Annotated in this window: 28 protein-coding genes; 14 read left to right on the top strand and 14 right to left on the bottom strand. The window is 70.1% G+C overall.

What is annotated here, in order from left to right; translation table 11 throughout:
- Window positions 1–98 precede the first annotated feature (98 nt).
- Window positions 99–335 carry a DUF3039 domain-containing protein gene (locus ACFVVM_RS01060; protein ID WP_071931720.1) on the top strand — a complete coding sequence of 79 codons (237 nt, stop codon included), beginning with the start codon at window positions 99–101 and terminating at the stop codon, window positions 333–335.
- On the opposite strand, the gene ACFVVM_RS01065 is transcribed toward ACFVVM_RS01060, so the two are convergent.
- A complete protein-coding gene (locus tag ACFVVM_RS01065) occupies window positions 308–1453 on the bottom strand; it encodes a YihY/virulence factor BrkB family protein (RefSeq protein ID WP_387611638.1) in 1146 nt (381 codons plus the stop codon). The two genes, ACFVVM_RS01060 and ACFVVM_RS01065, sit on opposite strands and share 28 nt — an antisense overlap.
- A 251-nt stretch (window positions 1454–1704) precedes the next feature.
- Between ACFVVM_RS01065 and ACFVVM_RS01070 the strand changes: the two genes are divergently transcribed.
- Entirely contained in the window at window positions 1705–3384 is a 1680-nt protein-coding gene (locus tag ACFVVM_RS01070; RefSeq protein WP_387616689.1) for a DEAD/DEAH box helicase, read from the top strand.
- Here ACFVVM_RS01070 and ACFVVM_RS01075 read toward each other — a convergent pair.
- Window positions 3381–3983 carry a TetR/AcrR family transcriptional regulator gene (locus ACFVVM_RS01075; RefSeq protein ID WP_387611640.1) on the bottom strand — a complete coding sequence of 201 codons (603 nt, stop codon included), beginning with the start codon at window positions 3981–3983 and terminating at the stop codon, window positions 3381–3383. The genes ACFVVM_RS01070 and ACFVVM_RS01075 overlap by 4 nt on opposite strands.
- 148 nt (window positions 3984–4131) lie before the next feature.
- On the opposite strand from ACFVVM_RS01075, the gene ACFVVM_RS01080 reads away from it, so the two are divergent.
- Complete coding sequence (locus ACFVVM_RS01080) at window positions 4132–4869, top strand: SDR family NAD(P)-dependent oxidoreductase (RefSeq protein WP_387611642.1); 738 nt, start codon at window positions 4132–4134, stop codon at window positions 4867–4869.
- Between the two features lie 51 nt (window positions 4870–4920).
- Here ACFVVM_RS01080 and ACFVVM_RS01085 read toward each other — a convergent pair whose 3' ends face one another.
- Window positions 4921–5469 (bottom strand): hypothetical protein, encoded by a 549-nt coding sequence (locus ACFVVM_RS01085; RefSeq protein WP_387611644.1) that lies wholly within the window; start codon window positions 5467–5469, stop codon window positions 4921–4923.
- Window positions 5469–7304 (bottom strand): DEAD/DEAH box helicase, encoded by a 1836-nt coding sequence (locus ACFVVM_RS01090; RefSeq protein ID WP_387616691.1) that lies wholly within the window; start codon window positions 7302–7304, stop codon window positions 5469–5471. Before ACFVVM_RS01090 ends, ACFVVM_RS01085 begins: the two co-directional genes overlap by 1 nt.
- 124 nt (window positions 7305–7428) lie before the next feature.
- On the opposite strand from ACFVVM_RS01090, the gene ACFVVM_RS01095 reads away from it, so the two are divergent.
- A complete protein-coding gene (locus ACFVVM_RS01095; RefSeq protein WP_387611647.1) occupies window positions 7429–8184 on the top strand; it encodes a TetR/AcrR family transcriptional regulator in 756 nt (251 codons plus the stop codon).
- A gap of 102 nt (window positions 8185–8286) precedes the next feature.
- On the opposite strand, the gene ACFVVM_RS01100 is transcribed toward ACFVVM_RS01095, so the two are convergent.
- Window positions 8287–8481 carry a hypothetical protein gene (locus ACFVVM_RS01100; RefSeq protein ID WP_029903635.1) on the bottom strand — a complete coding sequence of 65 codons (195 nt, stop codon included), beginning with the start codon at window positions 8479–8481 and terminating at the stop codon, window positions 8287–8289.
- Between the two features lie 404 nt (window positions 8482–8885).
- Between ACFVVM_RS01100 and ACFVVM_RS01105 the strand changes: the two genes are divergently transcribed.
- Window positions 8886–9251, top strand: a complete 366-nt coding sequence (locus ACFVVM_RS01105; RefSeq protein ID WP_387611650.1) for a DUF952 domain-containing protein — start codon at window positions 8886–8888, stop codon at window positions 9249–9251.
- On the opposite strand, the gene ACFVVM_RS01110 is transcribed toward ACFVVM_RS01105, so the two are convergent.
- The 3 genes from ACFVVM_RS01110 to ppgK all read right to left on the bottom strand — a co-directional run bounded on the left by ACFVVM_RS01110 (window position 9248) and on the right by ppgK (window position 12701).
- Window positions 9248–10144, bottom strand: coding sequence for an MHYT domain-containing protein (locus ACFVVM_RS01110; protein ID WP_387611653.1), 897 nt, complete (start codon window positions 10142–10144; stop codon window positions 9248–9250). The genes ACFVVM_RS01105 and ACFVVM_RS01110 overlap by 4 nt on opposite strands.
- A 181-nt stretch (window positions 10145–10325) precedes the next feature.
- Window positions 10326–11696, bottom strand: coding sequence for an RNA polymerase sigma factor (locus ACFVVM_RS01115; protein WP_387611656.1), 1371 nt, complete (start codon window positions 11694–11696; stop codon window positions 10326–10328).
- 246 nt (window positions 11697–11942) lie between these two features.
- Window positions 11943–12701 (bottom strand): polyphosphate--glucose phosphotransferase, encoded by a 759-nt coding sequence (gene ppgK, locus ACFVVM_RS01120; protein ID WP_387611659.1) that lies wholly within the window; start codon window positions 12699–12701, stop codon window positions 11943–11945.
- Window positions 12702–12804: 103 nt separating this feature from the next.
- Here ppgK and ACFVVM_RS01125 point away from each other — a divergent pair, with 103 nt between their 5' ends.
- Window positions 12805–13707 carry an inositol monophosphatase family protein gene (locus ACFVVM_RS01125; RefSeq protein ID WP_387611662.1) on the top strand — a complete coding sequence of 301 codons (903 nt, stop codon included), beginning with the start codon at window positions 12805–12807 and terminating at the stop codon, window positions 13705–13707.
- A 42-nt stretch (window positions 13708–13749) separates the two neighbouring features.
- Here the strand turns inward: ACFVVM_RS01125 and cei are convergent, their stop codons facing one another.
- A complete protein-coding gene (gene cei / locus ACFVVM_RS01130; protein ID WP_387611664.1) occupies window positions 13750–14433 on the bottom strand; it encodes an envelope integrity protein Cei in 684 nt (227 codons plus the stop codon).
- 375 nt (window positions 14434–14808) lie between these two features.
- Here cei and ACFVVM_RS01135 point away from each other — a divergent pair, with 375 nt between their 5' ends.
- Window positions 14809–15111, top strand: a complete 303-nt coding sequence (locus tag ACFVVM_RS01135) for a DUF4193 domain-containing protein (RefSeq protein WP_110035695.1) — start codon at window positions 14809–14811, stop codon at window positions 15109–15111.
- Between the two features lie 18 nt (window positions 15112–15129).
- Here the strand turns inward: ACFVVM_RS01135 and ACFVVM_RS01140 are convergent, their stop codons facing one another.
- Entirely contained in the window at window positions 15130–15666 is a 537-nt protein-coding gene (locus ACFVVM_RS01140) for a DUF3093 domain-containing protein (protein ID WP_387611667.1), read from the bottom strand.
- A 73-nt stretch (window positions 15667–15739) separates the two neighbouring features.
- Here ACFVVM_RS01140 and dut point away from each other — a divergent pair, with 73 nt between their 5' ends.
- Together dut and ACFVVM_RS01150 are read left to right on the top strand one after the other, a co-directional pair.
- A complete protein-coding gene (gene dut, locus ACFVVM_RS01145; RefSeq protein ID WP_387611669.1) occupies window positions 15740–16210 on the top strand; it encodes a dUTP diphosphatase in 471 nt (156 codons plus the stop codon).
- A gap of 5 nt (window positions 16211–16215) precedes the next feature.
- Window positions 16216–17136: a DUF3710 domain-containing protein gene (locus tag ACFVVM_RS01150; protein WP_387616693.1), complete on the top strand. Its 921-nt coding sequence runs from the start codon at window positions 16216–16218 to the stop codon at window positions 17134–17136.
- A 208-nt stretch (window positions 17137–17344) separates the two neighbouring features.
- Here ACFVVM_RS01150 and ACFVVM_RS01155 read toward each other — a convergent pair whose 3' ends face one another.
- The gene (locus ACFVVM_RS01155) at window positions 17345–18067 is read right to left on the bottom strand and encodes an alpha/beta fold hydrolase (RefSeq protein WP_387611672.1); all 723 of its coding nucleotides are present in this window, start codon (window positions 18065–18067) and stop codon (window positions 17345–17347) included.
- A gap of 74 nt (window positions 18068–18141) precedes the next feature.
- Here ACFVVM_RS01155 and ACFVVM_RS01160 point away from each other — a divergent pair, with 74 nt between their 5' ends.
- The 3 genes from ACFVVM_RS01160 to ACFVVM_RS01170 all read left to right on the top strand — a co-directional run bounded on the left by ACFVVM_RS01160 (window position 18142) and on the right by ACFVVM_RS01170 (window position 20019).
- Window positions 18142–18549, top strand: a complete 408-nt coding sequence (locus tag ACFVVM_RS01160) for an OB-fold nucleic acid binding domain-containing protein (protein ID WP_387611675.1) — start codon at window positions 18142–18144, stop codon at window positions 18547–18549.
- A 3-nt stretch (window positions 18550–18552) separates the two neighbouring features.
- Window positions 18553–19287 carry a DUF3159 domain-containing protein gene (locus ACFVVM_RS01165; protein ID WP_387611678.1) on the top strand — a complete coding sequence of 245 codons (735 nt, stop codon included), beginning with the start codon at window positions 18553–18555 and terminating at the stop codon, window positions 19285–19287.
- Between the two features lie 111 nt (window positions 19288–19398).
- Window positions 19399–20019: a sigma-70 family RNA polymerase sigma factor gene (locus ACFVVM_RS01170; protein ID WP_387611680.1), complete on the top strand. Its 621-nt coding sequence runs from the start codon at window positions 19399–19401 to the stop codon at window positions 20017–20019.
- Window positions 20020–20055: 36 nt separating this feature from the next.
- Here the strand turns inward: ACFVVM_RS01170 and ACFVVM_RS01175 are convergent, their stop codons facing one another.
- Window positions 20056–20727 carry a potassium channel family protein gene (locus ACFVVM_RS01175; RefSeq protein ID WP_387611683.1) on the bottom strand — a complete coding sequence of 224 codons (672 nt, stop codon included), beginning with the start codon at window positions 20725–20727 and terminating at the stop codon, window positions 20056–20058.
- A 5-nt stretch (window positions 20728–20732) separates the two neighbouring features.
- Window positions 20733–21398 carry a potassium channel family protein gene (locus tag ACFVVM_RS01180; protein WP_387611685.1) on the bottom strand — a complete coding sequence of 222 codons (666 nt, stop codon included), beginning with the start codon at window positions 21396–21398 and terminating at the stop codon, window positions 20733–20735.
- 172 nt (window positions 21399–21570) lie between these two features.
- Here ACFVVM_RS01180 and ACFVVM_RS01185 point away from each other — a divergent pair, with 172 nt between their 5' ends.
- Window positions 21571–23568, top strand: coding sequence for an APC family permease (locus ACFVVM_RS01185; RefSeq protein WP_387611688.1), 1998 nt, complete (start codon window positions 21571–21573; stop codon window positions 23566–23568).
- 27 nt (window positions 23569–23595) lie between these two features.
- Complete coding sequence (locus ACFVVM_RS01190; RefSeq protein ID WP_387616695.1) at window positions 23596–24963, top strand: class I SAM-dependent RNA methyltransferase; 1368 nt, start codon at window positions 23596–23598, stop codon at window positions 24961–24963.
- Between the two features lie 156 nt (window positions 24964–25119).
- On the opposite strand, the gene ACFVVM_RS01195 is transcribed toward ACFVVM_RS01190, so the two are convergent.
- Window positions 25120–25788 (bottom strand): SIMPL domain-containing protein, encoded by a 669-nt coding sequence (locus tag ACFVVM_RS01195; protein WP_387611690.1) that lies wholly within the window; start codon window positions 25786–25788, stop codon window positions 25120–25122.
- Between the last annotated feature and the right edge of the window lie 37 nt (window positions 25789–25825).

Raw genomic sequence — 25825 nt, forward strand, 5'->3', positions numbered from 1 at the left:
CCGTGGGACTGCATGTGAACGAGTCTCCCACTCGGCGTCCGCGTCCGCACACGCGGCTGGTCGGCGCGCGACTCACCGGATGCGGCATCATGGAGAGCATGAGTTCAGACACTCTGGTACGCCCGGAAACCACGACCGACGAGACGACCGGTGACGACGTCCCCAAGTTCTTCCACTACGTGAAGAAGGACCGGATCGCCGAGAGTGCCGTGATGGGCACGATGGTCGTCGCCCTGTGCGGTGAGGTCTTCCCGGTCACCCGCTCGCCCAAGCCCGGTTCGCCGGTGTGCCCGGACTGCAAGAAGGTCTACGAGGGTTTGCGCAAGGGCGACTGAGCGGGTTCCGTGGTCGAGGAGGTCGGCGCCGCCGCTGAGGCGTCGGCCGTTTCGTCGTGCTCGTCGCCGTCATCATCGTCGTCGTCGCGGACCTTGGACAACCACTCCTTGACCTGCTCGATCCTGGTGGCCCGGGCGGGCCAGAACTCCTGCACGGCGGCGTTGAACTCCGCGCCGAGGATCACTGAGAAGCCGAGGAAATAGGTGAACAGCAGGAACGCGATCGGGGTGGCCAGCGCGCCGTAGCTCACTCCGGTGGCGGCGACCGAGGACAGGTACCGGCGCAGCAGATCGCTGGCACCCATGAAGAACACCCCGGCCACCAGCGCGCCGCCGAACAGCCGGTGCCAGGGCAGCGTCTTGTGCAGGGCCAGCTTGTAGAGCGTGGTCAGCCCGACGATCAGCAACAGCCCGACGATCGGGTAGTAGAACGTGTCGACCAGCCGCAGCCCTGGCTCGCGCCATGTCTCGGGCAGCGCCTGCCCGATCCGGGTCGGCCCCAGCGCGATCACCGGCAGGATCAGCACCGCGGCCACCAGGAACTGCACGTACAGCAGCAGCGCGAAGATCCGCTGCCAGACCGGGTGCCGTGCGTCCTGCTGATCGTGGGCTTCCACGATGGCGTCGACGAAGGTCGACATGGCCGAGGAACCGGCCCACAGCGACAGCACGAAGCCCACCGACACCACCGCGCCGCGCCCGCGCCCGAGCACGTCGTCGACGGTCGGTTCGATCAGGTCCGACACCACCGAGGGACTGAAGAACTCGCGGCTGAACGCGATGATCTTCGACTCGACGATCTCCACCGTGTCGGGTCCGAACAGTCCGCCCACATAGCCGAGGCTGCCGAGCAGCCCCAGCAGCAGCGGTGCCAGCGACAGTGTCTGCCAGAACGCGGCGGCCGCGGACTTGGTGAAGATCGAGTCGTTCCAGCACTTCGCCGCCACCCGGACCACCAGCCGCCACGCCGAGGTCAGCCAGCGCACCCACCGCGCGTGTTCGCGGGGACGTTGCCCAGCCGCCCGCGGCGGTGCCGTGGGCGGCGCGGGGGGACCGCAGGGCGGGGGCGTCTGCGGCGGGGGTGCCGCGTCGGCTGCCCGGACCTGATCGTTGCTCATCTCGGTGTCAAGCATCTCGCACGAACGCGGTCCGTGTGGCGCGGGCCGGGCATCGTGTCGTCGGGTAACAGATAAATGGGCGGTGACCTCGGGCAGGTTTGTGATGCCGGTCGCCCGTGTCGCGTCGGTTTGGCGACACGCCGTGCCGGGCGGCTAGGGTCGTCTGCGTGACTGGGTCGGGTGGCGCCGCTGCGGCGAAGGATGCGGGTACACCGGGCGAGACGGCCGCGGGAGGTACGTCGGGGGGTTCCCTGCGTGCCTGGCAGCGTCGCGCGCTGACGAAGTACCTGGCCACCCGACCACGCGACTTCCTCGCGGTCGCCACCCCCGGCGCGGGTAAGACCACCTTCGCCCTGCGGGTTGCCGCGGAGTTGCTGGCCGATCGCACGGTCGACCAGATCACCGTCATCGCCCCCACCGAGCACCTCAAGCACCAGTGGGCCGCCTCGGCCGCCCGCTCGGGCATCCAGCTCGACTCGCGCTTCTCCAACTCCACCGGCGGCACCTCCGGTGACTATCACGGCGTCGTGGTCACCTACGCCCAGGTCGCCGCGCATCCCACCCGGCACCGGGTGCGCACCGAGAACCGCCGCACGCTGGTGATCCTCGACGAGATCCACCACGCGGGCGACGCCAAGACCTGGGGTGAGGCCACCGAGGAGGCCTTCGGTGACGCGACCCGCCGGCTCGCGCTCACCGGAACCCCGTTCCGCAGCGACGATTCGAAGATCCCGTTCGTCACCTACGAACCCGACGAATCCGGCTTCCCCCGCTCGCGCGCCGACCACTCCTACGGTTACGCCGACGCCCTCGCCGACGGCGTCGTGCGCCCGGTGGTGTTCCTGGCCTACTCCGGTGACGCGCACTGGCGCGACAGCGCGGGTGAGGAGCACACCGCCCGCCTGGGCGAACCACTCAGCGCCGAGCAGACCGCACGCGCCTGGCGCACCGCGCTCGATCCGGCCGGTGACTGGATCTCGGCGGTGCTGCGCGCGGCCGACACCCGGCTGCGCCAGCTGCGCGCCTCCGGCATCCCCGACGCGGGTGGCCTGGTGATCGCCACCGATCAGGAACGCGCCCGCGACTACGCCGAACTGCTCGAACACATCTCGGGTGAGCGGCCCGCGGTGGTGCTCTCCGACGACCCGCAGTCCTCGAGCCGCATCGACGAGTTCGCCAAGGGCACCCAGCCGTGGATGGTGGCGGTGCGCATGGTGTCCGAGGGCGTCGACGTCCCGCGCCTGGCCGTGGGCGTGTACGCGACCAGCGCCTCGACCCCGCTGTACTTCGCCCAGGCGATCGGCCGGTTCGTGCGTGCCCGCAGGCCGGGCGAGACCGCGAGTGTGTTCCTGCCCTCGGTGCCGGTGCTGCTCGATCTGGCCGCTCAGCTGGAACTGCAGCGTGATCACGTGATCGGCAAGCCGCATCGCGAGAAGAACGCGCTCGACGACGAACTGCTGATCGATGCCAACAAGACCAAGGACGAGCCCGGCGAGGAGGAGAAGTCCTTCGTCGCGCTGGCCGCCGACGCCGAACTCGACCAGGTGATCTACGACGGTTCCTCCTTCGGTACCGCCACCATCGCAGGCAGCGACGAGGAGGCCGACTATCTCGGCATCCCCGGACTGCTCGACGCCGAGCAGATGCGCGCGCTGCTGCGCGACCGCCAGACCCGTCAGCTGGCCGATCGCAGCACCCAGGTGGTCACCGCGCCCCAGCCCGCCGCGGTCGCCGAGCGCGTCGCCACCGCCGACAAACTCGGCGAGCTACGCCGCGAACTCAACAGCCTGGTCGCCATGCACCACCACCGCACCGGTAAGCCGCACGGCGTGATCCACGGCGAACTGCGCCGGGAGTGCGGCGGTCCGCCGACCGCCCTGGCGACCGCCGATCAGCTCGTCGAGCGCATCGCCGCGCTGCGCAAGCACTAGCGCACGGCCGCGGCCAGGACCCGCAACGCGCTGTCGACCGCCGCGCCGAGTTCGTCGCGGCCCACGCCGTCCCTGGCCTGGATGGACAGTCCGTAGAGCACGGTGCTGTAGAACGAGGCCAGTGCGGCGGTGTCGGTGTCCGGTGCCAGATCGCCCTCGGCGACGCCGCGTTCGAGCCGGGCGCGGATGTCCTCGCCGGTCTCGCGGCGGGCCTCGACGAGGAACTCGCGGATGGGTGCGGTCCTGGTGGCGTAGGTCGCGCCCGCGAGCACGACCATGCAGCCGCTGGGCAGCCCGGGATCGGTGTAGGCGGTGACGTTGTCGCGCAGCATCGCCTCGATGGCGGCGTAGGCGGTGGGTTCCTCGCGCAGGGCACGGGCGGTGAGTCCGCCGTCGGTGCGGCCGTAGAGGTCGACCGACGCCCGGAACAGGGCTTCCTTGTCGCCGAAGGCGGCGTAGAGGCTGGGGGAGTTGATGCCCATGGCGGTGGTGAGGTCGGTCATGGAGGCGCCGTCGTAGCCGCGTTCCCAGAACACCTCCATGGCGCGCCGCAACGCGAGGTCGCGGTCGAAACCGCGGGGGCGGCCGCGTTCTGCCATGGGAATCCTCTCTGTGCTGATCGATGAACATACCGCGCGCCGGTGCGCTCCGGCAATTCTGTGTCGATCGATAAGAAACTCTTGACGGGCCGACCGTCATGCGCTTCCCTATTTATGTATCGACTACTACAAAATGGGAGCACGCCTGATGACGAGCACTGACACCGTGGCACTGGTGACCGGCGGCAGCCGGGGGATCGGCGCGGCCATCGCGCGCCGGCTGGCTGCCGCGGGCGCCGACGTGGCGCTGACCTACCAGCGTGACGAGACCGCCGCGAAATCGGTCGCCGCCGACATCGAGGCCCTCGGCAGGCGCGCGCTGCCGATCCGCGCCGACAGCGCCGACGCCGCCGAGGTCGTCGCCGCCGTCGAACGGACCGCCCGGGAACTGGGCGGGCTGAACGTGCTGGTGAACAACGCGGGCATCTTCCCGGCCAAGCCCTACGAGGAGTTCACCCTCGACGAGATCGACCAGGCGCTGAACATCCACGCCCGCGCCGCGTTCGTGGCCGGCCAGGCGGCACTGCCGCATCTGGGTGAGGGCGGGCGGATCATCTCGATCGGCACCAACCTGGCCGAGCACGCGCCCTTCGGCGGTCTGTCGCTGTACAACCTGAGCAAGTCCGCGCTCAACGGCTACACCAAAGCCCTCGCGCGCGAACTGGGCCCGCGCGGGATCACCGTCAACCTGATCCAGCCCGGATCCACCGACACCGACATGAACCCGGCGGACGCCGACGGCGCGGCCGGACAGCGCGACCTGACCGCGCTCGGCCGTTTCGGTACGCCCGAGGACATCGCCGAGACCGTCGCGTTCCTCGCCGGTCCGTCGGGTCGGACGATCACCGGCGCGTTCTTCACCGTCGACGGCGGCACCAACGCGTGATCGACCGACGGGCACCGCGAGGGTCGCGGTGCCCGTCGGGTTCGGGACGGTTCAGTGCGCGGCGGTGAAGAACTCCGCCGGGTCGAGGGTGTGCAGGCTGGTCCAGCGCGCCTCGGCCACGGGGGCGTCCGGGTCGGCGGTGGCGTCGAAGTAGTCCTGCAGTTCCAATGCCAGGCGCGGATTCTCGTCCACCTGCCAGGCGATCGTGTACAGCACCGCGAGCACGTGCACACACCGGTCGGTCCGCGCCGAGCACGAGCAATCGGTGCTGACCAGGGTCGGCGCGGGGGAGTGCCCGGCGTCGACGAGGGCCCGGTGCATCTCGTCGGTGAGCACGGTCGGATCGGGAATGATCCGCGCGATCGCGGTGACCGCCGCGCGGTCGAGCGGGGCCACCTCCACGTGCGCGATCGAGGCCTTGCCGCCGCGGTGCAGATGCGCCCGCACCGTTCGTGCACCGATCTCGGTCCGCACCCCGTGATTGCGGGCGATGCTGCGGGCCCGGGGCAGCAGCGGTTCGGGCCGGGTCTGGCGCAGCGGTTCGGCCAGCCGCACCCAGTCCCGGCCCCAGGCGGTGTACCCGAACTCGTTGTCGGCCATCAGTTCTCTCGCTTCCGTCGCAGGATGTCGACGAGGGCGTCGTCGTCGAGGCGGGCCAGCTCGGCGATGCCCGCCGCGTCGGACAGGTCGGTGAGCGCCGACTTGCGGGTGTGCATGGCCGCGATGTGTTCCTCGACGGTGGTGGCGCTGGTCAGCGTGGTGACGGTGACCGTGCGGGTCTGCCCGATCCGGTGGACGCGATCGGAGGCCTGGGCCTCGACCGCCGGATTCCACCAGCGATCGAAATGGATCACGTCGGCGGCGCGGGTGAGCGTGAGCCCGGTGCCCGCCGCGCGCAGGCTCAGGATCAGGACCGGTGGACCGTCCGCGGACTGGAACTCGGTGACGATCTCGCCGCGGCGGGCCGCGTCGAGCCCGCCGTGGAAGAACGGCGCGTCCACCCCGAACTGCTCGGCGAGATGGCGGACCAGCAACTCGCCGGTCTTGCGGTACTGGGTGAAGATCAGCGTCGGGTCACCGGTGTCGAGATTGGTGGCGACGATGTCGGTACACAGGTCGAGTTTGCCGGAGCGCCCGGCGAGTTCGTCCAGCTCGCCGGAGACCAGTCCGGGGTGATTGCACACCTGCTTGAGCTCGGTGAGCGCCGCGAGAACCCGCCCCTGGCGTTGCAGGCCGGAGCCGAAACCCTCCTCGACGGCCCGCGCGAGCGCCGCGTCGTACACCCGTTCCTGCTCGTCGGACAGATCACACAGCAGGTCCGTATGGATCTTGGCGGGCAGCGTGGCCGCCACCTGAATCTTCTTGCGCCCGAGCACCACCGGCTCGACGGCATCACGCAGCCGGGCGGCCGCCGCGGCCGACCCCTCCTCGATCGGCCGGACGAACCGGCGCCGGAACTGGGTCCGGTGCGCGAACAGCCGCGGCACCGTGAGATTCAGCAGGGCGAACAGCTCGTCGAGATGGTTCTCCACCGGCGTACCGGTCAGCGCGACCCTGGCCGCGGCGGGCAATGCCCTGGCCGCCTTCGACACCTGGGTACGCGGATTCTTCAACGCCTGCGCCTCGTCGAACACCACGGTCGCCCACTGATGTTCGTGCAGGCGCGCGCCGTGCAGGCGCAGCGTCGGGTACCCGGTGACCACCACCGTGCCCGCGTCGGCGGCCACCTCGCCCCCTCGCCACGCCTGCGCCTTCAATCCCGGCGCGAACCGCGCGATCTCGTGCACCCAGTTGCCGACCAGCGAGGTCGGGCACACCACCAGCTGCGGTCCGTCGGCGCGACGCTGCAGGAACCCGATGGTCTGCACGGTCTTGCCGAGTCCCATCTCGTCGGCCAGGACGGCCCCACCGTAGGCGGCGACGGTCTCGCGCAACCAGCTCACCCCGCGCACCTGATAGGGCCGCAGTGTGGCATCGAGCACCCGCGCCAGCTCCGTCCCCGCGGCCTCGGTCTCGCGCAGGACCCGCAGGGCCCGCGCGGCCGACACGATCGCGGTGCCCACCGCGTCGGGAACGGCGTGCGCGGCAGGCGGGAGCGTGCCGGCGGCGTCGGCGTGCGCGGCCGGTAGGAGCGTGTCGGCTGGATCGGGCATGGCGTGCGGGGCCGGTTGTGTACCTGCTGGATCGGGCGTGTCCGATGCGGCGGAGGGCGATTCGGTCGACGGGGTGAGCAGTGCGCGCCAAGCCAGCGCGGACGGTGCCAGTTCGCCCTCGACGGTGGCGAGCTCGCGGGGTGTCACCACGGCGGTCGGGATCTCGACGGGCTCGATGGCGCCCCGCTCGCCGACGGGCAGGGCCAGGGTCAGCTCTTCGGGGTCGCCGAGGTCGGGCGCAGGGCCCGCACCGTCGCCGGTCCAGGTCCACAGGGCGAACAGGTGCCGGTCGGGTAGATAGGTGGCCTGGGTGGCGGGCAGAGCGGTCTCCTCTGATCGGGTAGCGCGAACAACGGAACAACGTACACTGTACCGAGTTTGTTCCCCTTGACAGAAAGGCGGATTCGTGCCCGCCGACGGTGACGAGAATTCCCCCGCGCAGGCAGCCCGGATCCTCGAGCTGCTGTGGCGCCACCAGCTGCCCGCCAAGCCGGGTACCCGGGGCCCCAAACCCGGTCTCACGGTCGACGCCGTGGTGGCGGCGGGCATCGCGCTGGCTGATCGCGACGGGATCGCCAAGCTCACCGTCCGCGCGGTCGCCGCCGAACTCGGCGTGCGCGCGATGAGCATCTACACCTATGTGCCCAGCAAGGAGGCTCTGCTGGTGCTCATGATCGACGCGGTCGCCGCCGAGGACGTCCCCATCCCGGCGGACCTGTCGATCCGCGACCGGATGATCGCGGTGGCCGAGCTGGTCCGGACCGAGCTGCTCGCCCATCCGTGGCTGCTCGAGGTCTCCCCGTGGCGTCAAGTGCTCGGCCCGGCGCGGATGCGCCGCTACGAGAACCAGCTGACCGCCATCGACGGCGCCGGACTGAGCGACCTGGCGATGGACCGCGCGATCGCGGTGCTCACCGACTTCGCCACCGGCAATGCCCGCCTCGCCGTCGCCGCGGCCGGTGCGGCCGACCAGGTGAGCGACGCGGACTGGTGGGCGGTGCACGGACCACTGCTCGCCCGGATCATGCCCGCCGACGAATTTCCGCTGGCCGGGCGTGTCGGCGCGGCGGTCGGGGAGTACTACCAGGCGCCCGCCGACCCGGACGGCGCTTTCGTCTACGGGGTCGCGACGCTCGTCGACGGCATCCTCGCCGACGCCTGACCGGCAGCCCCCCGGACACAGCGACAGCGGGCGCCCTTTCCGGGTCGCCCGCTGTCGGGATGTTCTGTTGTCAGATGCTGTTGTTTCGGACGCGAGGAGTGGTCAGAGGGCGGGAGCCGATTCCGTATCGATCACGGCTTCGAGCTCGCGCAGACGATCCATGTGTTCATTCGCGTGGTGCTGGCAGAAGAGCAACTCGCCACCCGCGGGAAGAACGGCACGCACTCGGGCAGCCGCCCCGCAACGATCGCAACGATCGACCGCGGTCAGTGGGGTGCTGGTCAGGGTTCCTGGCATGACTCCTCCGTCCCGGCTCCCGGCGCTGCGTGGCCGTTCGCCTAGGTGTGGGCCCCGTGGTCACTCCACGAGGCTCGCATCCGCTACTTCCCAGCAGGGGTACGACTACTCTGTCAGACGTTCGGGGTTCAGGCTTTGTTCCCGGAAGTGAATCTTTGTGTTTTCGATAACACGACCTGCGGTTTCGCTGAAAGCGAACACCCGCTGGTCGCCGGTATCGAGTACCCGCCGAACACCCGCGGAGCCGTATCTGCCACCTCCCACACGATCTTGTCACTCATCGATATGTCGCTCGCTGCGGTGTTGCCCGTTACGCGCGGGGCGCAACCACCGAATCGAGCGGCCCGACCGCTGGGTGACCCGATCTCGACCGTCCGAACCTGTTGTCTACCCGGAGATTACCCGTGACATACGACACTCACACGCTTGTTCACCTGTGTACTTTCCAAGAATGGGAACAGGCGCGGCTCGCCGGTGAGCGCAGGCCCCCTTCGCTGGCCGAGAGCGGCTTCGTGCACCTGTCCACGCCCGAACAGGTCCATCTGCCCGCCAACCGGCTCTTCGCCGGGCGCACCGACCTGGTGGTGCTGTGGCTGGACCCCGCCCGGTTCACCGGCGAGGTGAAGTGGGAGCCCGGTGTGCCGACCGATCCGGCCTCGATGGTGTTCCCGCACCTGTACGCGCCGCTGCCCAGCGCGTCGGTGCTCGACGCGCAGCCCTACCTGCCCGGTCCCGACGGCGTGTTCAGTACACCCCGGCGCGCGAACTAGTCGACGACCCGCCGCGGCCAACCGCCGACACCGTCGTAGACCAGCTCCTCGGTGCGGTACTCGATCTCCTCGCCCTTCGGGGGAGGTACGGGCGTGGCCTGGCGCGGTCGCGGCCGATGCCGGGAGGTCAGCCACATTCGTGGCAGCGCCTCCTCGTTCTCGATCTCGGTGAGGCTCACGCTGATCAGCACCAGCATGGTGACGATGCTGCTCACCCCGATCAGCGGGGCCAGCAGTTCCATCGCGACGGCGCCGGAGGCCGGTGCAGCGTGGTGATCGGCGTGCGCGTGCATGGCGGCCATGCCGGTGTAGTGCATGCCGCACACGGCCACGCCCATGATCAGCGCGGCACCGACGGTGGCGAGGAATCCCTTGACGCGCAAGGTGAACCACAGCGCCACGATCGAGGCGACCACCGCGATCACGATCGAGAGCGCCACGATCTTCGGGTCGTACCCGACGGTCGCCGTCGACCGCATGGCGTACATGCCCGAGTAGTGCATGGTGCCCACGCCGAGACCGGCGATGGTGCCGCCCGCGAGCAGTGAGCGCAGGGTGGGCTGTGGCTTGTTGACCATGAACAGGCCGATCCCGACGACCACCATCGCGGTGATCGCGCTGAACAGCGTCAGCGGGATGTCGAAACGGATCTCGGTGCCGCGGATGCTGAATCCCAGCATCGCGATGAAATGCATGACCCAGATGCCGGTGCCACCGATGGCGATCGCGGCGCCGATGAGCCAGCCGACCCGTCCCTCGACCGCGTTACGGCCCCTGGCCGCGCACTGCAGCCCGAGCAGACAGCCGGTGACCGACATGAAGTACGCGAGAACGGGAGTGATCCAGCCGTAGCTGAAGTGATGGATGTCGAGCACGCTGCGAAGAACCCTCAAAGCAAGTACCGCCATACCGGCGGCGGTAGAACGAAGAACCGGATGTGACGATACGGTGACGATCGCGAATCCGCTTGATTCGCAGCATAATTCGGCTGTGTGGGGATGATCACGCGGCGGTCGCGCAAAGCGAAGCCCGCACCACCGGTGACAGTGGTACGGGCCTCGCTGTGCGAATCGATCAGTCCAGGTAGTCGCGCAGCACCTGGGACCGGCTCGGGTGACGCAGCTTGCTCATCGTCTTCGACTCGATCTGGCGGATGCGCTCACGCGTCACGCCGTAGACCTGGCCGATCTCGTCGAGGGTGCGCGGCTGGCCGTCGGTGAGGCCGAAGCGCAACCGCACCACGCCCGCCTCGCGCTCGGACAGGGTCTCGAGCACCGACTGCAGCTGATCCTGCAGCAGGGTGAAGCTCACCGCGTCGACCGCGACGACCGCCTCGGAGTCCTCGATGAAGTCGCCGAGCTGGCTGTCGCCCTCGTCGCCGATGGTCTGGTCCAGCGAGATCGGCTCACGCGCGTACTGCTGGATTTCGAGGACCTTCTCCGGCGTGATGTCCATCTCCTTGGCCAGCTCCTCCGGGGTGGGCTCACGGCCCAGGTCCTGGAGCAGCTCGCGCTGGATGCGACCGAGCTTGTTGATGACCTCGACCATGTGCACCGGGATACGGATGGTGCGGGCCTGGTCGGCCATCGCGCGGGTGATGGCCTGCCGGATCCACCACGTCGCGTAGGTCGAGAACTTGTAACCCTTGGTGTAGTCGAACTTCTCGACCGCGCGGATCAGACCGAGGTTGCCCTCCTGGATCAGATCCAGGAACGCCATGCCGCGACCGGTGTAGCGCTTGGCGAGGGAGACCACCAGGCGCAGGTTGGCCTCGAGCAGGTGGTTCTTGGCCCGGTTGCCGTCGCGCACGATCCAGTTGAAATCGCGGCGGGTGGTCACCGAGAGCTTCTCGCCCGCCTCGGCGAACTCGCGCATCTTCTCCGCGGCGAACAGGCCGGCCTCGATCCGCTTGGCGAGTTCGACCTCCTCCTCCGCGTTGAGCAGCGCGACCTTGCCGATCTGCTTGAGGTAGGCGCGCACCGAGTCGGCCGAGGCGGTGAGCTCGGCGTCCTTGCGTGCCTGCCGCAGCGCTTCGGACTCCTCCTCGTCCCAGACGAAATCGCCGGAGGCCTTGTCCTTCTCGGTGGGCTCGGCGGTGTCGGCCGCTTCGGCGGTGTCGTCGGCGACCTCCTCGACGACCACCTCGCCCTCGGTGAGCTCGTCCTCGGCGACTTCGAGGTCACCGAGATCGTCGAGTTCGATCGACTCGTCCTCGAGCTGCTCCTCACCGCCTTCGCCCGAGGTCGCCTTCTTCGCGGCCGCCTTCTTGGCCGGAGCCTTCTTGGCGGCCGCCTTCTTCGCCGGAGCCTTCTTGGCAGCGGCCTTCTTGGCCGGAGCCTTCTTGGCGGCGACCTTCTTGGCCGGTGCCTTCTTGGCCGGGTTTACGGCGTCGTCGGCATCGGCGTCGGCCGAGTCGGCGGTCTGACGGGTATTCGTGGCTACCACGTACGCCCTTTCGTGACGGTCTCGTGCGGCGTCACGCCAGAGTGGTTTTCCGGCGGAGCGGTCGGTCGGGTTGCACCGGCGGTGCGTCGGTCGGGAGTCTCCGGCGCGCGTTCACCGGCTTTCTCGCGACCGGCTGTGGCCGGAAGGTTTCACCGGCTCACCGCCGGACGTGTTCCATTGTAACGATCCAACCAGGGTACTCATGGCACGATGCCACCCAGGCGTTGCGTCGCGAGCCGCGCCGGGCTATGGCGCGATCCCCAGATCGATGGCCATCGCCGCGCCGACGATACCCGCCGTGTTCTTCAGGACGGCCGGAATCACCGGAGTTCGGTTGGTGAGCAAGGGGATCCACTGTTCGTGGTCACGGCTGATACCGCCGCCCGCCACGATCACCTTCGGCCAGAACAGGTCCTCGATGTGGCTGAGCACCGTGCTCACCCGCTGTGCCCACGCCGGGTAGGTGAGGCCTTCGCGATCCTTGATCGAGGCCGCGGCCAGGTGCTCGGCCTCGGCACCCGCGATGTCGAGATGGCCGAGCTCGGAGTTGGGCACCAGGGTGCCGTTGTAGAGCAGGGCCGAGCCTATGCCGGTGCCGAAGGTGAGCAGCAGGGTCAGGCCGTCGAGGTCGCGGGCCGCGCCGTAGACGTCCTCGGCCAGTCCGGCCGCGTCGGCGTCGTTGAGGACGGTCACCGTCCGCCCGCCCAGCGCCGCCGAGAACAGCGCGCGGGCGTCGGTGCCGATCCAGGAGTGGTCGATGTTGGCCGCGGTCCTGGTGTGGCCGTCGAGCACCACGGTGGGCATGGTGAGGCCGACCGGGCCGTCCCATCCCGCCGTGGCGACGAGTTCGGCCACCGCCGCGGCGACCGCGGCGGGGGTGGCCGGCTGAGGTGTCGCGATCTTGATGCGGTCGTGGGTGAGCAGGCCGGTGGCCAGGTCGACCACGGCGCCCTTCACCCCGCTACCGCCGATATCGATACCGAATGCGTGCCCCCGAGCGGACATGGTTCAACCCCTTGCTGACGCGGTCGATGTGCAGTGACACAGAGTAGCGGTAGTCACCGCCCGGGCGAGTCGACGCGACATGTGATGCGATGGGGTGGTGCCCGTGCCCCCCGAACACACTGCCGCCCAGAGTTCCAGCGCCCCGACCTCCACCGCCGGCTACGACGACTTGCGCCGCCTCGCCGTCGAACTCGCCGAAGCGGCCGCCGCGCACGTGCGCGCCCGCAGGCCCGAAGTCTTCACCGACGGCGAGGCGGCCGACGGCGCGGTGGCCACCAAGGGTCACGCCACCGACCCGGTCACCATCGTCGACACCGAATCCGAACAGCTGATCCGCGGCCTGCTCGCCACCCGCAGGCCCGCCGACGCGATCCTCGGCGAGGAGGGCGGCGGTGATGTCGGCGCGACCGCACCGGGCACCGTCACCTGGGTCGTCGACCCGATCGACGGCACCGTGAACTTCCTCTACGGACTGCCCGGTTACGCGGTCTCGGTGGCCGCGGTGCGCGACGGCGAGCCGGTGGCCGGTGCGGTCGTCGACGTGGCCGCCGCGACCACCTACAGCGCCGCGCTGGGCGGCGGTTCGTACGCCGTCACCGCCGACGGCATCCGGACCCGCCTGCGCTGCACCCGCGAGGACTCACTCGCCCTGGCCCTGGTGGCCACCGGCTTCGCCTACGGCCGCGAGCGCCGGACCCGGCAGGCCGCGGTGCTCACCCGGGTCCTGCCCGAGATCCGCGACATCCGCCGACTCGGCGCCGCCGCCATGGACCTGTGCCACGTCGCCGCGGGCCGGATCGACGCCTACTACGAGCACGGCCTCAACGCCTGGGACTGGGCCGCGGGCGCCCTCATCGCCGCCGAGGCGGGCGCCGTGGTGCGAGTCCCCGCGGTCACCGTCGGCGGCGCCGCGGGCGAACTCACCGTCGTCGCCGCCCCCGGCATCGCCTCGGACCTCGCCGCACTCCTGGAGCGCGCGGGCGCCACTGCGGCCCTGCCCGACTGAACTACGTCTGGCCGAGAACCCGCGGCACCAGCCGCCGAGATCTCAGCACTTCACCGTGCGGGCCGCGTCCAAGAGATTGGGGTCGATGGACGACGAGCTGGAACCGGGGGCGAGGTTCTTCAGCGAGCGCAGGACCTCTTCGGCATCGGCGCCGGGGCGCAGTGATTCGCCGAAGGCCAGGCCGAGGACCAGGTCGACGGAGTCGTCGGTGCGCGGGTCCTCGATCAGTTCGGCGCACGGGGCGACCAGCTGCACCGAGGCGGCCGCGGGCCTGCCGTTGACGCCGAAGCGGATCTGGCCGGTGCAGGTGAGGTCGCCGTTGACGTAGACCGGATCGTTACCGACCTGTACGTCCGGTGCGGGGGCGAAGCCGAGGTCGCCCAGTGCGGAGGCGATGTTGCCGGCCTGGCCGCTCTGGCCGTTGGCGTTGAACACGCGCACCTTCGACTCCGACAGTGCCGCCGGGTCGACGTCGTCGAGCCGGGACGGTCCAACCCTGGTGCCCAGCGGGGCGGGTTGGGGTGCGTCGACTCCGGTGGGCGTGCTCGGTGCGTTGCACGCCATCGGCTCGTTGCTGTCGTCATGGGTGCGAAACGCCGTGATCCAGACGAACAGGCTCACCAGAGCCAGCACGAGGACAAGGGCGAGCCACAGCTCGGGCCGCCGTCGCGGGAAAGGTTTGCCGTCGCGATCGGTCGCGCTGCCTTCGGTGATCAGTGAAACCACGCGCTCACTCTACGAGTCCGGTGGCGGCGCGCGAGCGCTGGAGGTCTCGGCGAGTTTCCCGGCAGGTGAAGATTCGTCGTCGGTTTCGACTCGGCCGGGTTGTGATTGCGACATTTGTCCGCTGGTCCGCTATTGTCTGGCCGCCCAGATCGAATAATCACCGGTGAAACGGTGGTCGGTCGCGGGAACAACAAGGGCATGTCCTGCGTTAACCGAACGCTGTCGGAGTAGATCTTCGCCGATCGAACCCGATAGGCGGACGGTGTACGTGTGAGGTGCACCACCGGCGGGGCGGTACGTACGCCGTATCCCTGCGGGGATACGGATATCGAACTGATCCGGGATATACGGAGTAAGGACTGAGGGGAAGACGACATGGCAACCGACTATGACGCACCGCGGCGCACCGAATCCGACGAAGTGTCGGAGGATTCGCTCGAGGAGCTGAAGGCCCGCCGCAACGAGGCGCAGTCCGCCGTCGTGGACATCGACGAGTCCGATACAGCGGAATCGTTCGAGCTTCCCGGCGCGGACCTGTCCGAGGAAGTACTCAGTGTTCGGGTGATCCCGAAGCAGGCCGACGAGTTCACCTGTTCCAGCTGTTTCCTCGTGCATCACCGCAGCAGACTGGCCAGCGAGAAGGGTGGCCAGCTGATCTGCATGGACTGCGCCGCCTGAGAAAGACGGCGCGACGGGTCAGCCCGCGCTCGGTAGTCCGAGCGCGGCCAAGACCTGGTCCGGCCTGCGCGTACTGATCAACCAGTACGGCGTCGGGTCGTCCGGGTCATCGAGAACCAGCAGCGCCAGCGGGCCGATCCAGGCCCGGTGCTGCACATACGCGGCGGGGTCGAGCTGTCGGCCCAGGGCCGCGCTCTTGGCCGTCGGGGCGACGGCCGCGGCGCGCGCGACATAGCTCACCGGCAGGTGGGCGCGGTCGACGCGCAGTTCCGCCGTACCGTCGGCCGTGACGGCCACTTCCAGGCGGTGCCTGCTCATCCACAGCAGGATCCAGACCGGCACCGGCGCCAGCAGCGCGTAGGGCAGCCAGGCCCGCACTCCGGGCGCGCCCATGTGGATCTCGGCGGCGAGCAGCCCCGCGATCGCGAATCCGATCGGCCACCACCACAGCGGTACCCACAGTCGTTCGCGATAGGGCGACGGGCTCTGGGTGGGCGGTGCGGGGCGGTCGGTGTCCGCGGTGTCGGTGGCAGATGAACGTGGCTGGTCGGGCACCCGTCCAGAGTAGGCCACCGCGCCGAGGCGTTGACCGCAAGGTCGTGCGGTAGAACGCGTAGTCTCGACCGATGTGAACGCACTTGCACCGATTCCGCTGCGGCGGCTCGATCCCGGCATCCCTGTGCCGACGCGTGCCCATCCGGGTGACGCGGGCGTCGACCTCTGTACCACCGAGGATGTGATCATCGAACCGGGCGAGCGGGTGCTGGTGGGCACCGGGATCGCGCTCGCGCTGCCGATCGGCACGGTCGGGCTGATCCATCCCCGGTCCGGCCTGGCCGCCAAGGCGGGCCTGTCGGTGGTGAACACGCCCGGCACGGTCGACGCGGGCTATCGCGGCGAGATCAAGGTGTGCCTGATCAACCACGACCCGCGCACCGCGATCGAGCTGCGCCGCGGCGATCGCATCGCGCAGTTGCTGGTGCAGCGGGTCGAGCTGGTCGATTTCGTCGAGGTCGACGATCTCGACGACACCGCCCGCGGTACCGGCGGATACGGGTCGAGCGGCGGGCACGCGAGCCTGTCCGGCGAGGAGGCGTAATGGGTCTGTTCGGCAAGAAGAAGCGCGCGCCGCGCGAGGACGTCGACTACGACGAACCCGTCGGCTACGACGACGAGTACGACGACTACGAAGCGGCCGCCGACTACGACCTCGACGGCTATACCGAAGACGACTACGACACCGACGAGTTCCACCGTCCCGACTTCGCGCACCTGGACTTCGACGACGCGCCGACCGACGAGCGCATCTACGGCAATTTCGACCACGAGCCGGACGCCGCGGCGGGGCCCTACGACATCACCGAAGTGTCCGACGAGGTCGTCGCGCAGCGCCTTGACCTGGGTTCGGTGCTGATCCCGGTGCCGCAGGGTGGCCAGTTGCAGGTGGAGATGAGCCCGGACGGCACCCCGCAGGCGGTGCACCTGGCCACCGAGCACGGCAGGCTCACCGTCGCCGCCTACGCGGCGCCGAAGTCGGCGGGGCAGTGGCGCACGGTGGCCGCCGATCTGGCCGAGTCGCTGCGCGGTGACGGCGCGAGCGTGGCCGTGGAGAAGGGCCCGTGGGGCCGTGAGGTCAAGGCGATCACCGAGGGCGCCGATCTGCGCTTCATCGGTGTCGACGGGCCGCGCTGGATGATCCGGTTGGTCGCCGCCGGTCCGTCGGGCGCGGTGGACGAGCGCAGCCCGCTGATCACCGCGGCGCGCGCCGTGCTCGCCGATGCCGTGGTGCGCCGTGGCAGCGAGCCGCTGCCGGTGCGTGACCCGCTCCCGGTGGTGCTGCCCCGGGAGCTGGCCGAACAGCTGGCCGCCGCCCATCAGCAGCAGGTGCAGGCCCAGCAGCAGGCGGCGGCGGCCCAAGCCGCGGCCGCGCAGGCGCCGCCGCCCTCGGCGCTGCCGCCGAAGCTGCCCGACGAGCCCCGGCGCGGCGCCGACGGCTCGGCGATGCAGCAACTCGGGCTCAACTAGAACGCGAATCAGCGAATCGGGGCCGGTGTCGACACGGTTGGCACCGGCCGCGCCGTACCGCTGTGCTTCGGCGAGCGCATGGGCCTCGGCGTGAGCCGTGTCGGGCGTCGGGGGTGGGGCCTGCGTGCGGAGTGGACAAAGCCCTGCGGGTCGCCTTGACGTCGTCGACCTCGGGTGTGGCCGGGCAGAGCAAGTCGCGTAGGTCGGATCAAGCCCGCGACGAAACCGACAGCGCGGCCTCGAGTTCGGCGAATCCGGCCCGGCCGAGTACCGCCGGATCGGCGCCCAGTTCGGCCAGCGTGACTCGACGCAATCCCGCCTGCGGCAGGGTGGCCGCCCACTGCTCGGCGATCGCGATCGGATGCACCGGGTCGTCCTCGGCGCCGACCACCGCCACCGGCACGTCACCGGCCGCCAGCTGCTCGAGCGACGGCCACGCGTAGGCCGCCGCCTCGTCGAGTGCCTGCGGCAGGTGCGGCCACTGCCCGCGCCAGGACTGGGTGAGCGCGTCGGCCAGCCACTCCGGACTCGACGCGCGCATTCGCTCGATCACCGCCTCGAGCCCGTCGGCGCGCAGTTGCTCGGCGGTAACCGAGGCGCTCAGCGCGGCGGGGCAGGCGGCGGTTTCGGCACCGGTCCAGGCGGGTAATGCTGTGATCACACCAACCGTCGCGGTGCGGTGCCCGGCAGCCCAGTCGAGCGCGATCGCGGCACCGAGGGAGATCCCCGCGGCGAGGACCGGCCCGCGCTCCGCGGCGGCGTCCAAAGCCGCGGTACAGCTCGCGATCACGGCCCTCGGGTCCGGTTCGACGGCGTGCAGACGCAGTCCGCGCGCGGCCGCGGCGGGCCCGAAGGCGCGGGCGGCGAAATCGGCGTCGGAGCCGGTTCCGGGCAGGGCGACCACGGTGACCTGGGGTGGGGTGCGCAACACGGACCGAGCGTAGCGGCCCCGCGTTTGCCCATCTACAGTGGCGGTGTACGGCCAACTAGCGGGAGAAGCGTGCCATGTCGTCATCCACGGGCGGACACAAGTTCGGATCGGGTCCGGCCTCGGGATACTTTCGACGACTCGGCCGCCGCCTCACCGAGGACATCAACGCGCTCGACGCCGAGGAACTGGCCGAGACGGCCGATGCCTCCGGTGCCCGCCGCGCGGTGGACTGTTGTCGCGGCGAGGAGGCCACCATTCTGGGCAGGCTCCGCAGTGTGGAAGCATGTCCCAAGTCCGCGGGTGCCACCGTGCAGGCCGAGTTCTTCGACGGCACCGACGCCATCACCCTGGTGTGGATCGGGCGGCGGCGCATTCCCGGCATCGAGCCGGGCAGGCGCATCCTGGTCCGTGGCCGCGTGGGTGACCGCGACGGCCGCAAAGTGATCTTCAACCCCTACTACGAATTGCGCGGGAACAGCTGACGTATGCCCTCCAGCGACGAGTACCGCACTGCCGCGGACCCCGAACCCACCGTGGCCTTGCCGGTGGCGACCGACAAGCCGGTCGACCCCGAGGTCGAGGTCGAGCTCGCGCGGTCCCAGACCCTGCTCGAACAGATGGGCGGCCTCAGCGGCCTGATCTACTCCACCCTGCCGGTGCTGGTCTTCGTGCCGGTGAACACCGTCGCGGGGCTCACCGCCGCCATCTGGGCGGCCCTCGGCGTCGCGGCCGGTGTGCTGGTGTGGCGGCTCTACCGCCACGATCCGGTGCAGCCCGCGATCTCCGGTTTCTTCGGCGTCGGCCTGTGCGCGTTCATCGCCTACCGGGTGGGTGAGGCCAAAGGATTCTTCCTGTTCGGCATCTACACCAGCCTGGTCTACGCGGGTGTTTTCGCGGTGTCGATCCTGGTGCGCTGGCCGCTGGTCGGCGTGATCTGGGGCGCGCTCAACGGGCACGGCACGGCGTGGCGCACCGATCGGCGCATCCGCAAGCTCTACTCGCTGGCCACCGTCGTGTGGGTGGTCGTCTTCGGCGCCCGCTATCTGGTGCAGTCGCAGCTCTACGACACCGACCACACCACCTGGCTGGCGGTGGCCCGTATCGCCATGGGCTGGCCGCTGACCGCGGTCGCGCTGGTGGTCACCGTGTGGGCGGTGCGCCGCGCCGGTCACCTGCCGGCCGACAAGTCCGCCGCCGGAACGGAATCCACCCGCGCCTGACCGGCCCGAGGTGGGCAAGTACCCACCCTGGGGTACCTATCAGCGGCCGCCCGTTCGTCGCACGATCAATGCATAAGCAACGCAGTGATCGTGAAAGGACCGGCGACCATGATGGCAACCGAGCATCGTCGAAGCGCACCGAAGTCCCCGGCGGCGCCCGTCCTGTCGGAGAGCAAGCGCATCGCCGCCGAACTCGACGCGCTGATCGGGCCCGCCGCCGCGGGCGACCGCGACGCCGTGAGCGAGATCGTCCGGCTCGTGCACCCGCTGGTCCGGCGCTACTGTTCGGCCAGGATGGGCGCCACCGGCCACCTGACCGTCACCGCCGACGACGTCACCCAGGAAGTGCTGATGGCCACCGTCACCGCCATCCCGCGCTACCGCGACCAGGGCAAGTCGTTCCTCGCCTTCGTCTACGGCATCGCCGCCAACAAGGTCTCCGACGCGTTCCGCCGCGGCAAGCACGTCGCCTACCCGATGGCCGACCTGCCCGATACCGCCAGCGTCGCGGCCGGCCCCGAGGACTGGGCGCTGGCCTACGAGCGCCGCGCCGCCACCCTCGAGCTCATGCAGGTGCTGGCCCCCAATCACCGCGAGGTGCTGGTCATGCGGATCGTGCTCGGCTGGAGTGCGGCCCAGACCGCCGAGGCCATCGGGACCAGTCCCGGCGTCGTGCGGGTCATGCAGCACCGCGCGCTCAACAAGCTGCGCGCGCAGCTGAAGGACGCCTGAGCCGACCGGCGATCACGGCATCGACGTATCGGGGTGTTACGGACGAATGCCGTGGGTGGCCAGGGTCAGGCGCAGGTCCTCTTCGGCCTCCACCGAGGTGACGAACAGCAGCTCGTCCTCGCCCTCGAACGGGTCGTCGGGCTGCGGCACGATCACCCGGCCGCCGCGCAGGATCGTCACCAGCGCGGTGTCGCGCGGCATGGCCAGGCTGCGCACCGGCTTGCCCGCGAGCTGGGTGTCGGCGGGCAGGGTGATCTCGACCAGGTTGGCCTGGCCCTGACGCAGCGTCATCAGCCGCACCAGATCACCCACCGACACGGCCTCCTCGACGAGGGAGGCGAGCAGCCGTGGCGTCGACACCGCGACGTCGACGCCCCACGACTCGTCGAAGAGCCATTCGTTGCGCGGATCGTTGACCCGCGCGACCACCCGGCGCACGCCGAACTCGGTCTTGGCGAGCAGGCTGTGCACCAGGTTCGCCTTGTCGTCACCGGTGGCCGCGATGACCACCTCGTAGGTCTCGAGCTCGGCGTTCTCCAGCAGCGAGAGCTCGCAGGCGTCGGCGTGCACCCAGACCGCGTCGGGAATCGCGGCCTGGTCGATGTGGTCGAGCTGACGCTCGAGCAGCATCACCCGATGCCCGCCGCGCAACAGTTCCCTGGCGATCGAGCGCCCGACCGCGCCCGCTCCGGCGATGGCCACCTTCATCGTGCTCAGTCCTCGCTCACGGGGGGTTTGGCGGCCAGCGCGACGACCTCACCGACACTGCCGGACGTCGCCGCGACGTAGACCACGTCGTCGGCCTGGACGATCGTCTTGGCCTCGGGCAGCACGCCGCGGCCGAACCGCAGGACGAAGGCCACCCGCACCCCGAGATCACGTTCCAGCTCGCGCACCGTGCGCCCGAACCACTCCTCGTGCAGGGTGAGCTGGGTGACGGCGACCGTGCCCGTCGGATCGCGCCAGGTGGTGGTCGAGTTGTCACCGATGAGGCTGCGCAGGAAGCGGTCGGTGGTCCACGGCACGGTCGCGATGGTCGGGATGCCGAGCCGCTCGTAGACCTCGGCGCGCTTGGCGTCGTAGATCCGCGCGACGACGCGCTCGACGCCGAACATCTCCCTGGCCACCCGGGCCGAGATGATGTTGGAGTTGTCACCGGAGGACACCGCCGCGAAGGCATCCGCGCGTTCGATTCCCGCGCGGGTCAGCACATCCCGATCGAAGCCGACGCCGATCACCTGCTCACCGGTGAACCCCTCACCGAGCCGGCGGAACGCGCTGGGGTCACGGTCGATCACCGTCACCTCGTGACCCACCCGGGTCAGCGCGCGTGCCAGCGACGAGCCGACACGGCCACACCCCATGATCACTACGTACACCGTGCACCCTCGTTCCTGGCCAACCCGTGGCGTCCGGCAAGGACCGTACTCGCCACCTGCTCTCCTCGCCCATTTTCCCCTCGCCGACCCGGCACAAACAATCACGACACCGGGGTCGGGGTCGGTGAACGCGGGCGCGAAGGTACCCGTGAACGGGTCTATGCTCGGCCCGGTGTCCAAGTTGACGACGGCAGCCAAGCGTTTGCTGCTGGGCAGGCCGTTCCGTAGCGATTCGCTCGGCCACACGTTGTTGCCCAAGCGTATCGCTCTCCCGGTGTTCGCCTCCGACGCGATGTCGTCGGTCGCGTACGCGCCGGAGGAGATCTTCCTCGTGCTGTCGGCGGCGGGCATCTCGGCCTACGTGTACGCCCCGTGGGTCGGCGTGGCCGTCGCGCTGGTGATGGCGGTGGTCGTCGCCAGCTATCGCCAGAACGTGCACGCCTACCCTTCCGGCGGCGGCGATTACGAGGTGGCGACCAAGAACCTCGGCCCGAACGCGGGTCTGACGGTCGGCAGCGCGCTGCTGGTCGACTACGTGCTCACCGTGGCCGTGTCGATCTCGGCGGCGGCGTCCAACATCGGCTCGGCGATTCCGTTCGTGGCGACGCACAAGGTGCTGTTCGCGGTGGTGGCGATCGTGTTGCTCACCGCGATCAACCTGCGCGGCGTGCGGGAATCGGGCACCGCCTTCGCGATTCCGACCTACGCCTTCCTCTTCGGCATGGTCGCGATGCTGGGCTGGGGGATGTTCCAGGTCTTCGTCCTCGGCGAGGACGTCAGGGCCGAGTCCGCCGGATTCGGTCTCACCGCCGAGGACGAGCATCTCTACGGGCTGGCGCTGGCCTTCCTGATCGCCCGCTCGTTCTCCTCCGGCTGCGCGGCGCTGACCGGGGTGGAGGCGGTCAGCAACGGTGTGCCCGCCTTCCGCAAACCCAAGGCGCGCAACGCCGCGACCACGCTGCTGATGCTCGGCACGATCGCGATCGTGCTGCTGATGAGCATCATCGTCCTGGCCCAGAAGGTCGGGGTGGTCTACGCCCACGACACCACCCACCTGGTCGGCGCGCCCGCCGACTACCACCAGAAGACGCTGATCGCCCAGCTCGCCGAGGCGGTGTTCCGCGACTTCCCGGTCGGCTTCTTCTTCGTCACCATCGTCACCGCGCTGATCCTGGTGCTGGCCGCCAACACCGCGTTCAACGGTTTCCCGGTGCTCGGTTCGATCCTGGCCCAGGACCGCTACCTGCCCCGTCAGCTGCACACCCGCGGGGACCGGCTGGCCTTCTCCAACGGCATCCTGTTCCTGTCCGGCGCCGCGATCGCGTTCGTGGTGTTCTTCGGCGCCGAGGTGACCAAGCTGATCCAGCTCTACATCGTCGGGGTGTTCGTCTCGTTCGTCCTGAGTCAGACCGGCATGCTGCGGCACTGGACGCGGGCGCTGCGCACCGAGACCGATCCGGCCCAGCGCGCGAAGATGAAGCGGTCGAGAGCGATCAACGCGATCGGGCTCTCGGCGACCGGCGCGGTCCTGGTGATCGTGATCGTCACCAAGTTCTTCGCGGGCGCCTACATCGCGATCATCACGATGGTGGCGATCTTCGTGGTGATGAAACTGATTCACAAGCACTACGACTCGGTCTCGCGCGAGCTCGACGAGTCCGACTGGGACGGTGTGCTGCCCAGCCGCACCCACTCCATCGTGCTGGTCTCCAAGCTGCACCTGCCCACCCGCCGCGCGCTGGCCTACGCGCGCGCGACCCGGCCGGACACGCTGGAGGCGATCACGGTCAACGTCGACGACGTCGACACCCGCAAGCTGGTGCGCGAGTGGGAGAACAGCGAGATCAACGTGCCGCTGAAGGTGATCGAATCGCCCTATCGCGAGATCACCCGGCCGGTGCTCGATTACGTCAAGCGGGTGCGCAAGGACGCCCCGCGCGACGTGGTGACCGTGTTCATCCCCGAGTACGTGGTCGGGCACTGGTGGGAGCAGGTGCTGCACAACCAGTCCGCGTTGCGGCTCAAGGGCAGGCTGCTGTTCGAACCGGGGGTGATGGTGACGAGCGTGCCGTGGCAGCTCAGTTCCTCGACCCGGGCCAAGCAGCCCGCCGAGGTGAACGCGCCGGGCTCGGTGCGACGAGGTTTCGACCGGCCGGATCGGCGCGAATGAACGGCAACGAGGGAAGCGGGTGTGGCCGTGAGTGATTGGCGCGGACAGGAATTCCAGGTGCGGCTCGGCCCGCCCGGACACGGTGGCTTCTGTGTGGGCCGCCACGAGGGCAGGGTCGTGTTCGTGCGGCACGGTCTGCCCGACGAGCTGGTGCGCGCCAGGGTCACCGAGGATCGGGGCGGCTCGTTCTGCCGGGCCGATGCCGTCGAGATCATCGAGGCGTCCCCGGACCGGATCCCGGCGACCTGCCCGGTGTCGGGTCCCGGCGGCGCGGGCTGCTGCGATTTCTCCTTCGCCACGCCCGCCGCGCAGCGCGCGCTCAAGGCCACCGTGGTGGCCGAGCAGCTGCGCCGGTTGGCCGGGGTGGAGCGCGAAATCGAGGTCGAGCCGATCGTGGGCGATGCCGGCACCGACACCGGTGGCTGGCGGACCAGGGTGCGGCTGGTGGTCGACCCGGCCGGTCGCGCCGGCGTGCACCGCTACCGCAGTACCGCGGTGATCCCCGACCTGCGCTGTCCGCAGCCGGTTGCGGGTGCCCTCGACGGTGTCGCCGATCGGGTCTGGACGCCCGGCGCCGACCTCGTCGTCGCGGTCGACGGTGACGGCGTGCGCCACATCGTCGAACTGGCCGCGACCGGCGAGACCGACCGGCCCGGTGGCCGCCCCTCGACGCCGCGCGGCGCGACCAGGGGACGGGGACAGCGTCCCGCCCGCCGCCGCGAATCCGGCCAGCCCGTCGCCGACGAGCGCGGCGCCGTGCGCGATCGGGCCGCCGCCCGCAAGTCGGCCACCAACGCGCCGCGCGAGGAGTGGGTGATGGCCGGGTCCGGTCGCGCCGTGGAGTACGTGGCGGGCCGCCGCTGGGAACTCTCGGCGACCGGTTTCTGGCAGGCGCATCGCGATGCCGCGCAATGCTATTCGGACCTGATCGCCGAGTGGTCCGGGCTCACCCCCGGCGGCTCCGGCTGGGACCTCTACAGCGGCGTCGGCGTCTTCGCCGCGCGCCTGGCCGAGCAGACCGGCCAGACCGGCGCGGTCGCGGCCGTCGAATCGGCGCGCTCGGCCGTGGCCGACGGCACCGCCGCCCTGACCGACCTGCCATGGCTGGAGTTACGCGCCGACCGCGTGGAGCGCTGGGCCCGCGCCCACGCCACCGACAGCCGACCCGATGTCGTCGTCCTCGACCCGCCCCGCGCGGGCGCGGGCAAGGAGGTCGTCGCGGCCGTCACCGACGCCGACCCTCGCCGCATCGTCCACATCGGCTGCGACCCGGCCTCGTTCGCCCGCGACCTCGGCCTCTACCTCGACGCGGGCTACCACCTGGCCGACCTGCGCGCCTTCGACGCGTTTCCCGCGACACATCACGTCGAGTGCGTAGCGCTGTTGGACCGCTGACGACGCACCGTCGGCGATCGCCTGCTCCGCAGCGCAGGTGTGGGACGCCGACCTCGCGGCGGGTGGCGAGGCACGATCGCCGCAGTGGCGGGACGGCCAACCGGAACGGAATGCGGTCGGCACGAAACGTTCAGGGCGAAGACGCTTCCCTGGCGCTCAGTCCAGTGACCAGGTCACCCGCACGCTCGCGCCGACCTCGGTCTCACCGGGCACCACCGGCACGCTGGAGCTGCTGCGCGCCATCAGCATCGGCGCTTCCATGTCACCGCTGATGTCGTAGGGGCGCGGTGGTGCCGACGCGGTGTCCTCGGTGATCTGCAGGACCGCGCCGAGGCGCACACCCGCGCGGGTCGCGTACTGCTCGGCCTTGGCTTTCGCGTCGTCGAAGGCGGCGTCACGAGCCTGGGCGAGCAGCGGTTCGGGATCGGCGATGCCCCGGGTGAGCCCGCCGAGGCGCACATCGTCGCCACCCGCGTTCACCGCGGCCGCCACCGCGTCGGCGGGCTCGGTGCCGGTCCCGTCGCGCAGTGACACGCTGAGCCCGGTGGTGGCGAGATAGCCGGAGATCTCGCTGCGCCCGTTGTCGGTGTAGACGGTCTCGGTGCGCACGCTCAAGCCGCTGGTCGCCAGGTCGGCATCGCTCACCCCGGCCGCGCGCAGGGCGGCGACGACCGCGTTCACCCGGTCACCGGCGCGCCCGTAGGCCGCGGCGACGGTGGCGGCGCGTGACTCCACCGACAGCGTCACCCGGATCAGATCGGGGATCGCCCTGACCGTGCCGCGTCCGAACGTCGTCGTGCTCGCCTGCCGGGAATTCTCGCCCACCGCGCTACTCCTGTCGGTCGAAGGATGCTGTGCTGCC

Origin of the sequence: Nocardia sp. NPDC058176 (assembly GCF_042883805.1) — a bacterium.
GTDB lineage: Bacteria > Actinomycetota > Actinomycetes > Mycobacteriales > Mycobacteriaceae > Nocardia.

Bases quoted from the DNA above. Each gene is read 5' to 3' on its own strand.
- ACFVVM_RS01075 (WP_387611640.1), bottom strand. From the start codon at position 3,983: ATGGCAGAACGCGGCCGCCCCCGCGGTTTCGACCGCGACCTCGCGTTG.
- ACFVVM_RS01175 (WP_387611683.1), bottom strand. From the start codon at position 20,727: ATGAAGGTGGCCATCGCCGGAGCGGGCGCGGTCGGGCGCTCGATCGCC.
- ACFVVM_RS01160 (WP_387611675.1), top strand. From the start codon at position 18,142: ATGTCGTCATCCACGGGCGGACACAAGTTCGGATCGGGTCCGGCCTCG.
- ACFVVM_RS01135 (WP_110035695.1), top strand. From the start codon at position 14,809: ATGGCAACCGACTATGACGCACCGCGGCGCACCGAATCCGACGAAGTG.
- ACFVVM_RS01060 (WP_071931720.1), top strand. From the start codon at position 99: ATGAGTTCAGACACTCTGGTACGCCCGGAAACCACGACCGACGAGACG.
- ACFVVM_RS01085 (WP_387611644.1), bottom strand. From the start codon at position 5,469: ATGGCCGACAACGAGTTCGGGTACACCGCCTGGGGCCGGGACTGGGTG.
- ppgK (WP_387611659.1), bottom strand. From the start codon at position 12,701: ATGTCCGCTCGGGGGCACGCATTCGGTATCGATATCGGCGGTAGCGGG.
- ACFVVM_RS01065 (WP_387611638.1), bottom strand. From the start codon at position 1,453: ATGAGCAACGATCAGGTCCGGGCAGCCGACGCGGCACCCCCGCCGCAG.
- ACFVVM_RS01080 (WP_387611642.1), top strand. From the start codon at position 4,132: ATGACGAGCACTGACACCGTGGCACTGGTGACCGGCGGCAGCCGGGGG.
- ACFVVM_RS01170 (WP_387611680.1), top strand. From the start codon at position 19,399: ATGGCAACCGAGCATCGTCGAAGCGCACCGAAGTCCCCGGCGGCGCCC.
- ACFVVM_RS01165 (WP_387611678.1), top strand. From the start codon at position 18,553: ATGCCCTCCAGCGACGAGTACCGCACTGCCGCGGACCCCGAACCCACC.
- ACFVVM_RS01100 (WP_029903635.1), bottom strand. From the start codon at position 8,481: ATGCCAGGAACCCTGACCAGCACCCCACTGACCGCGGTCGATCGTTGC.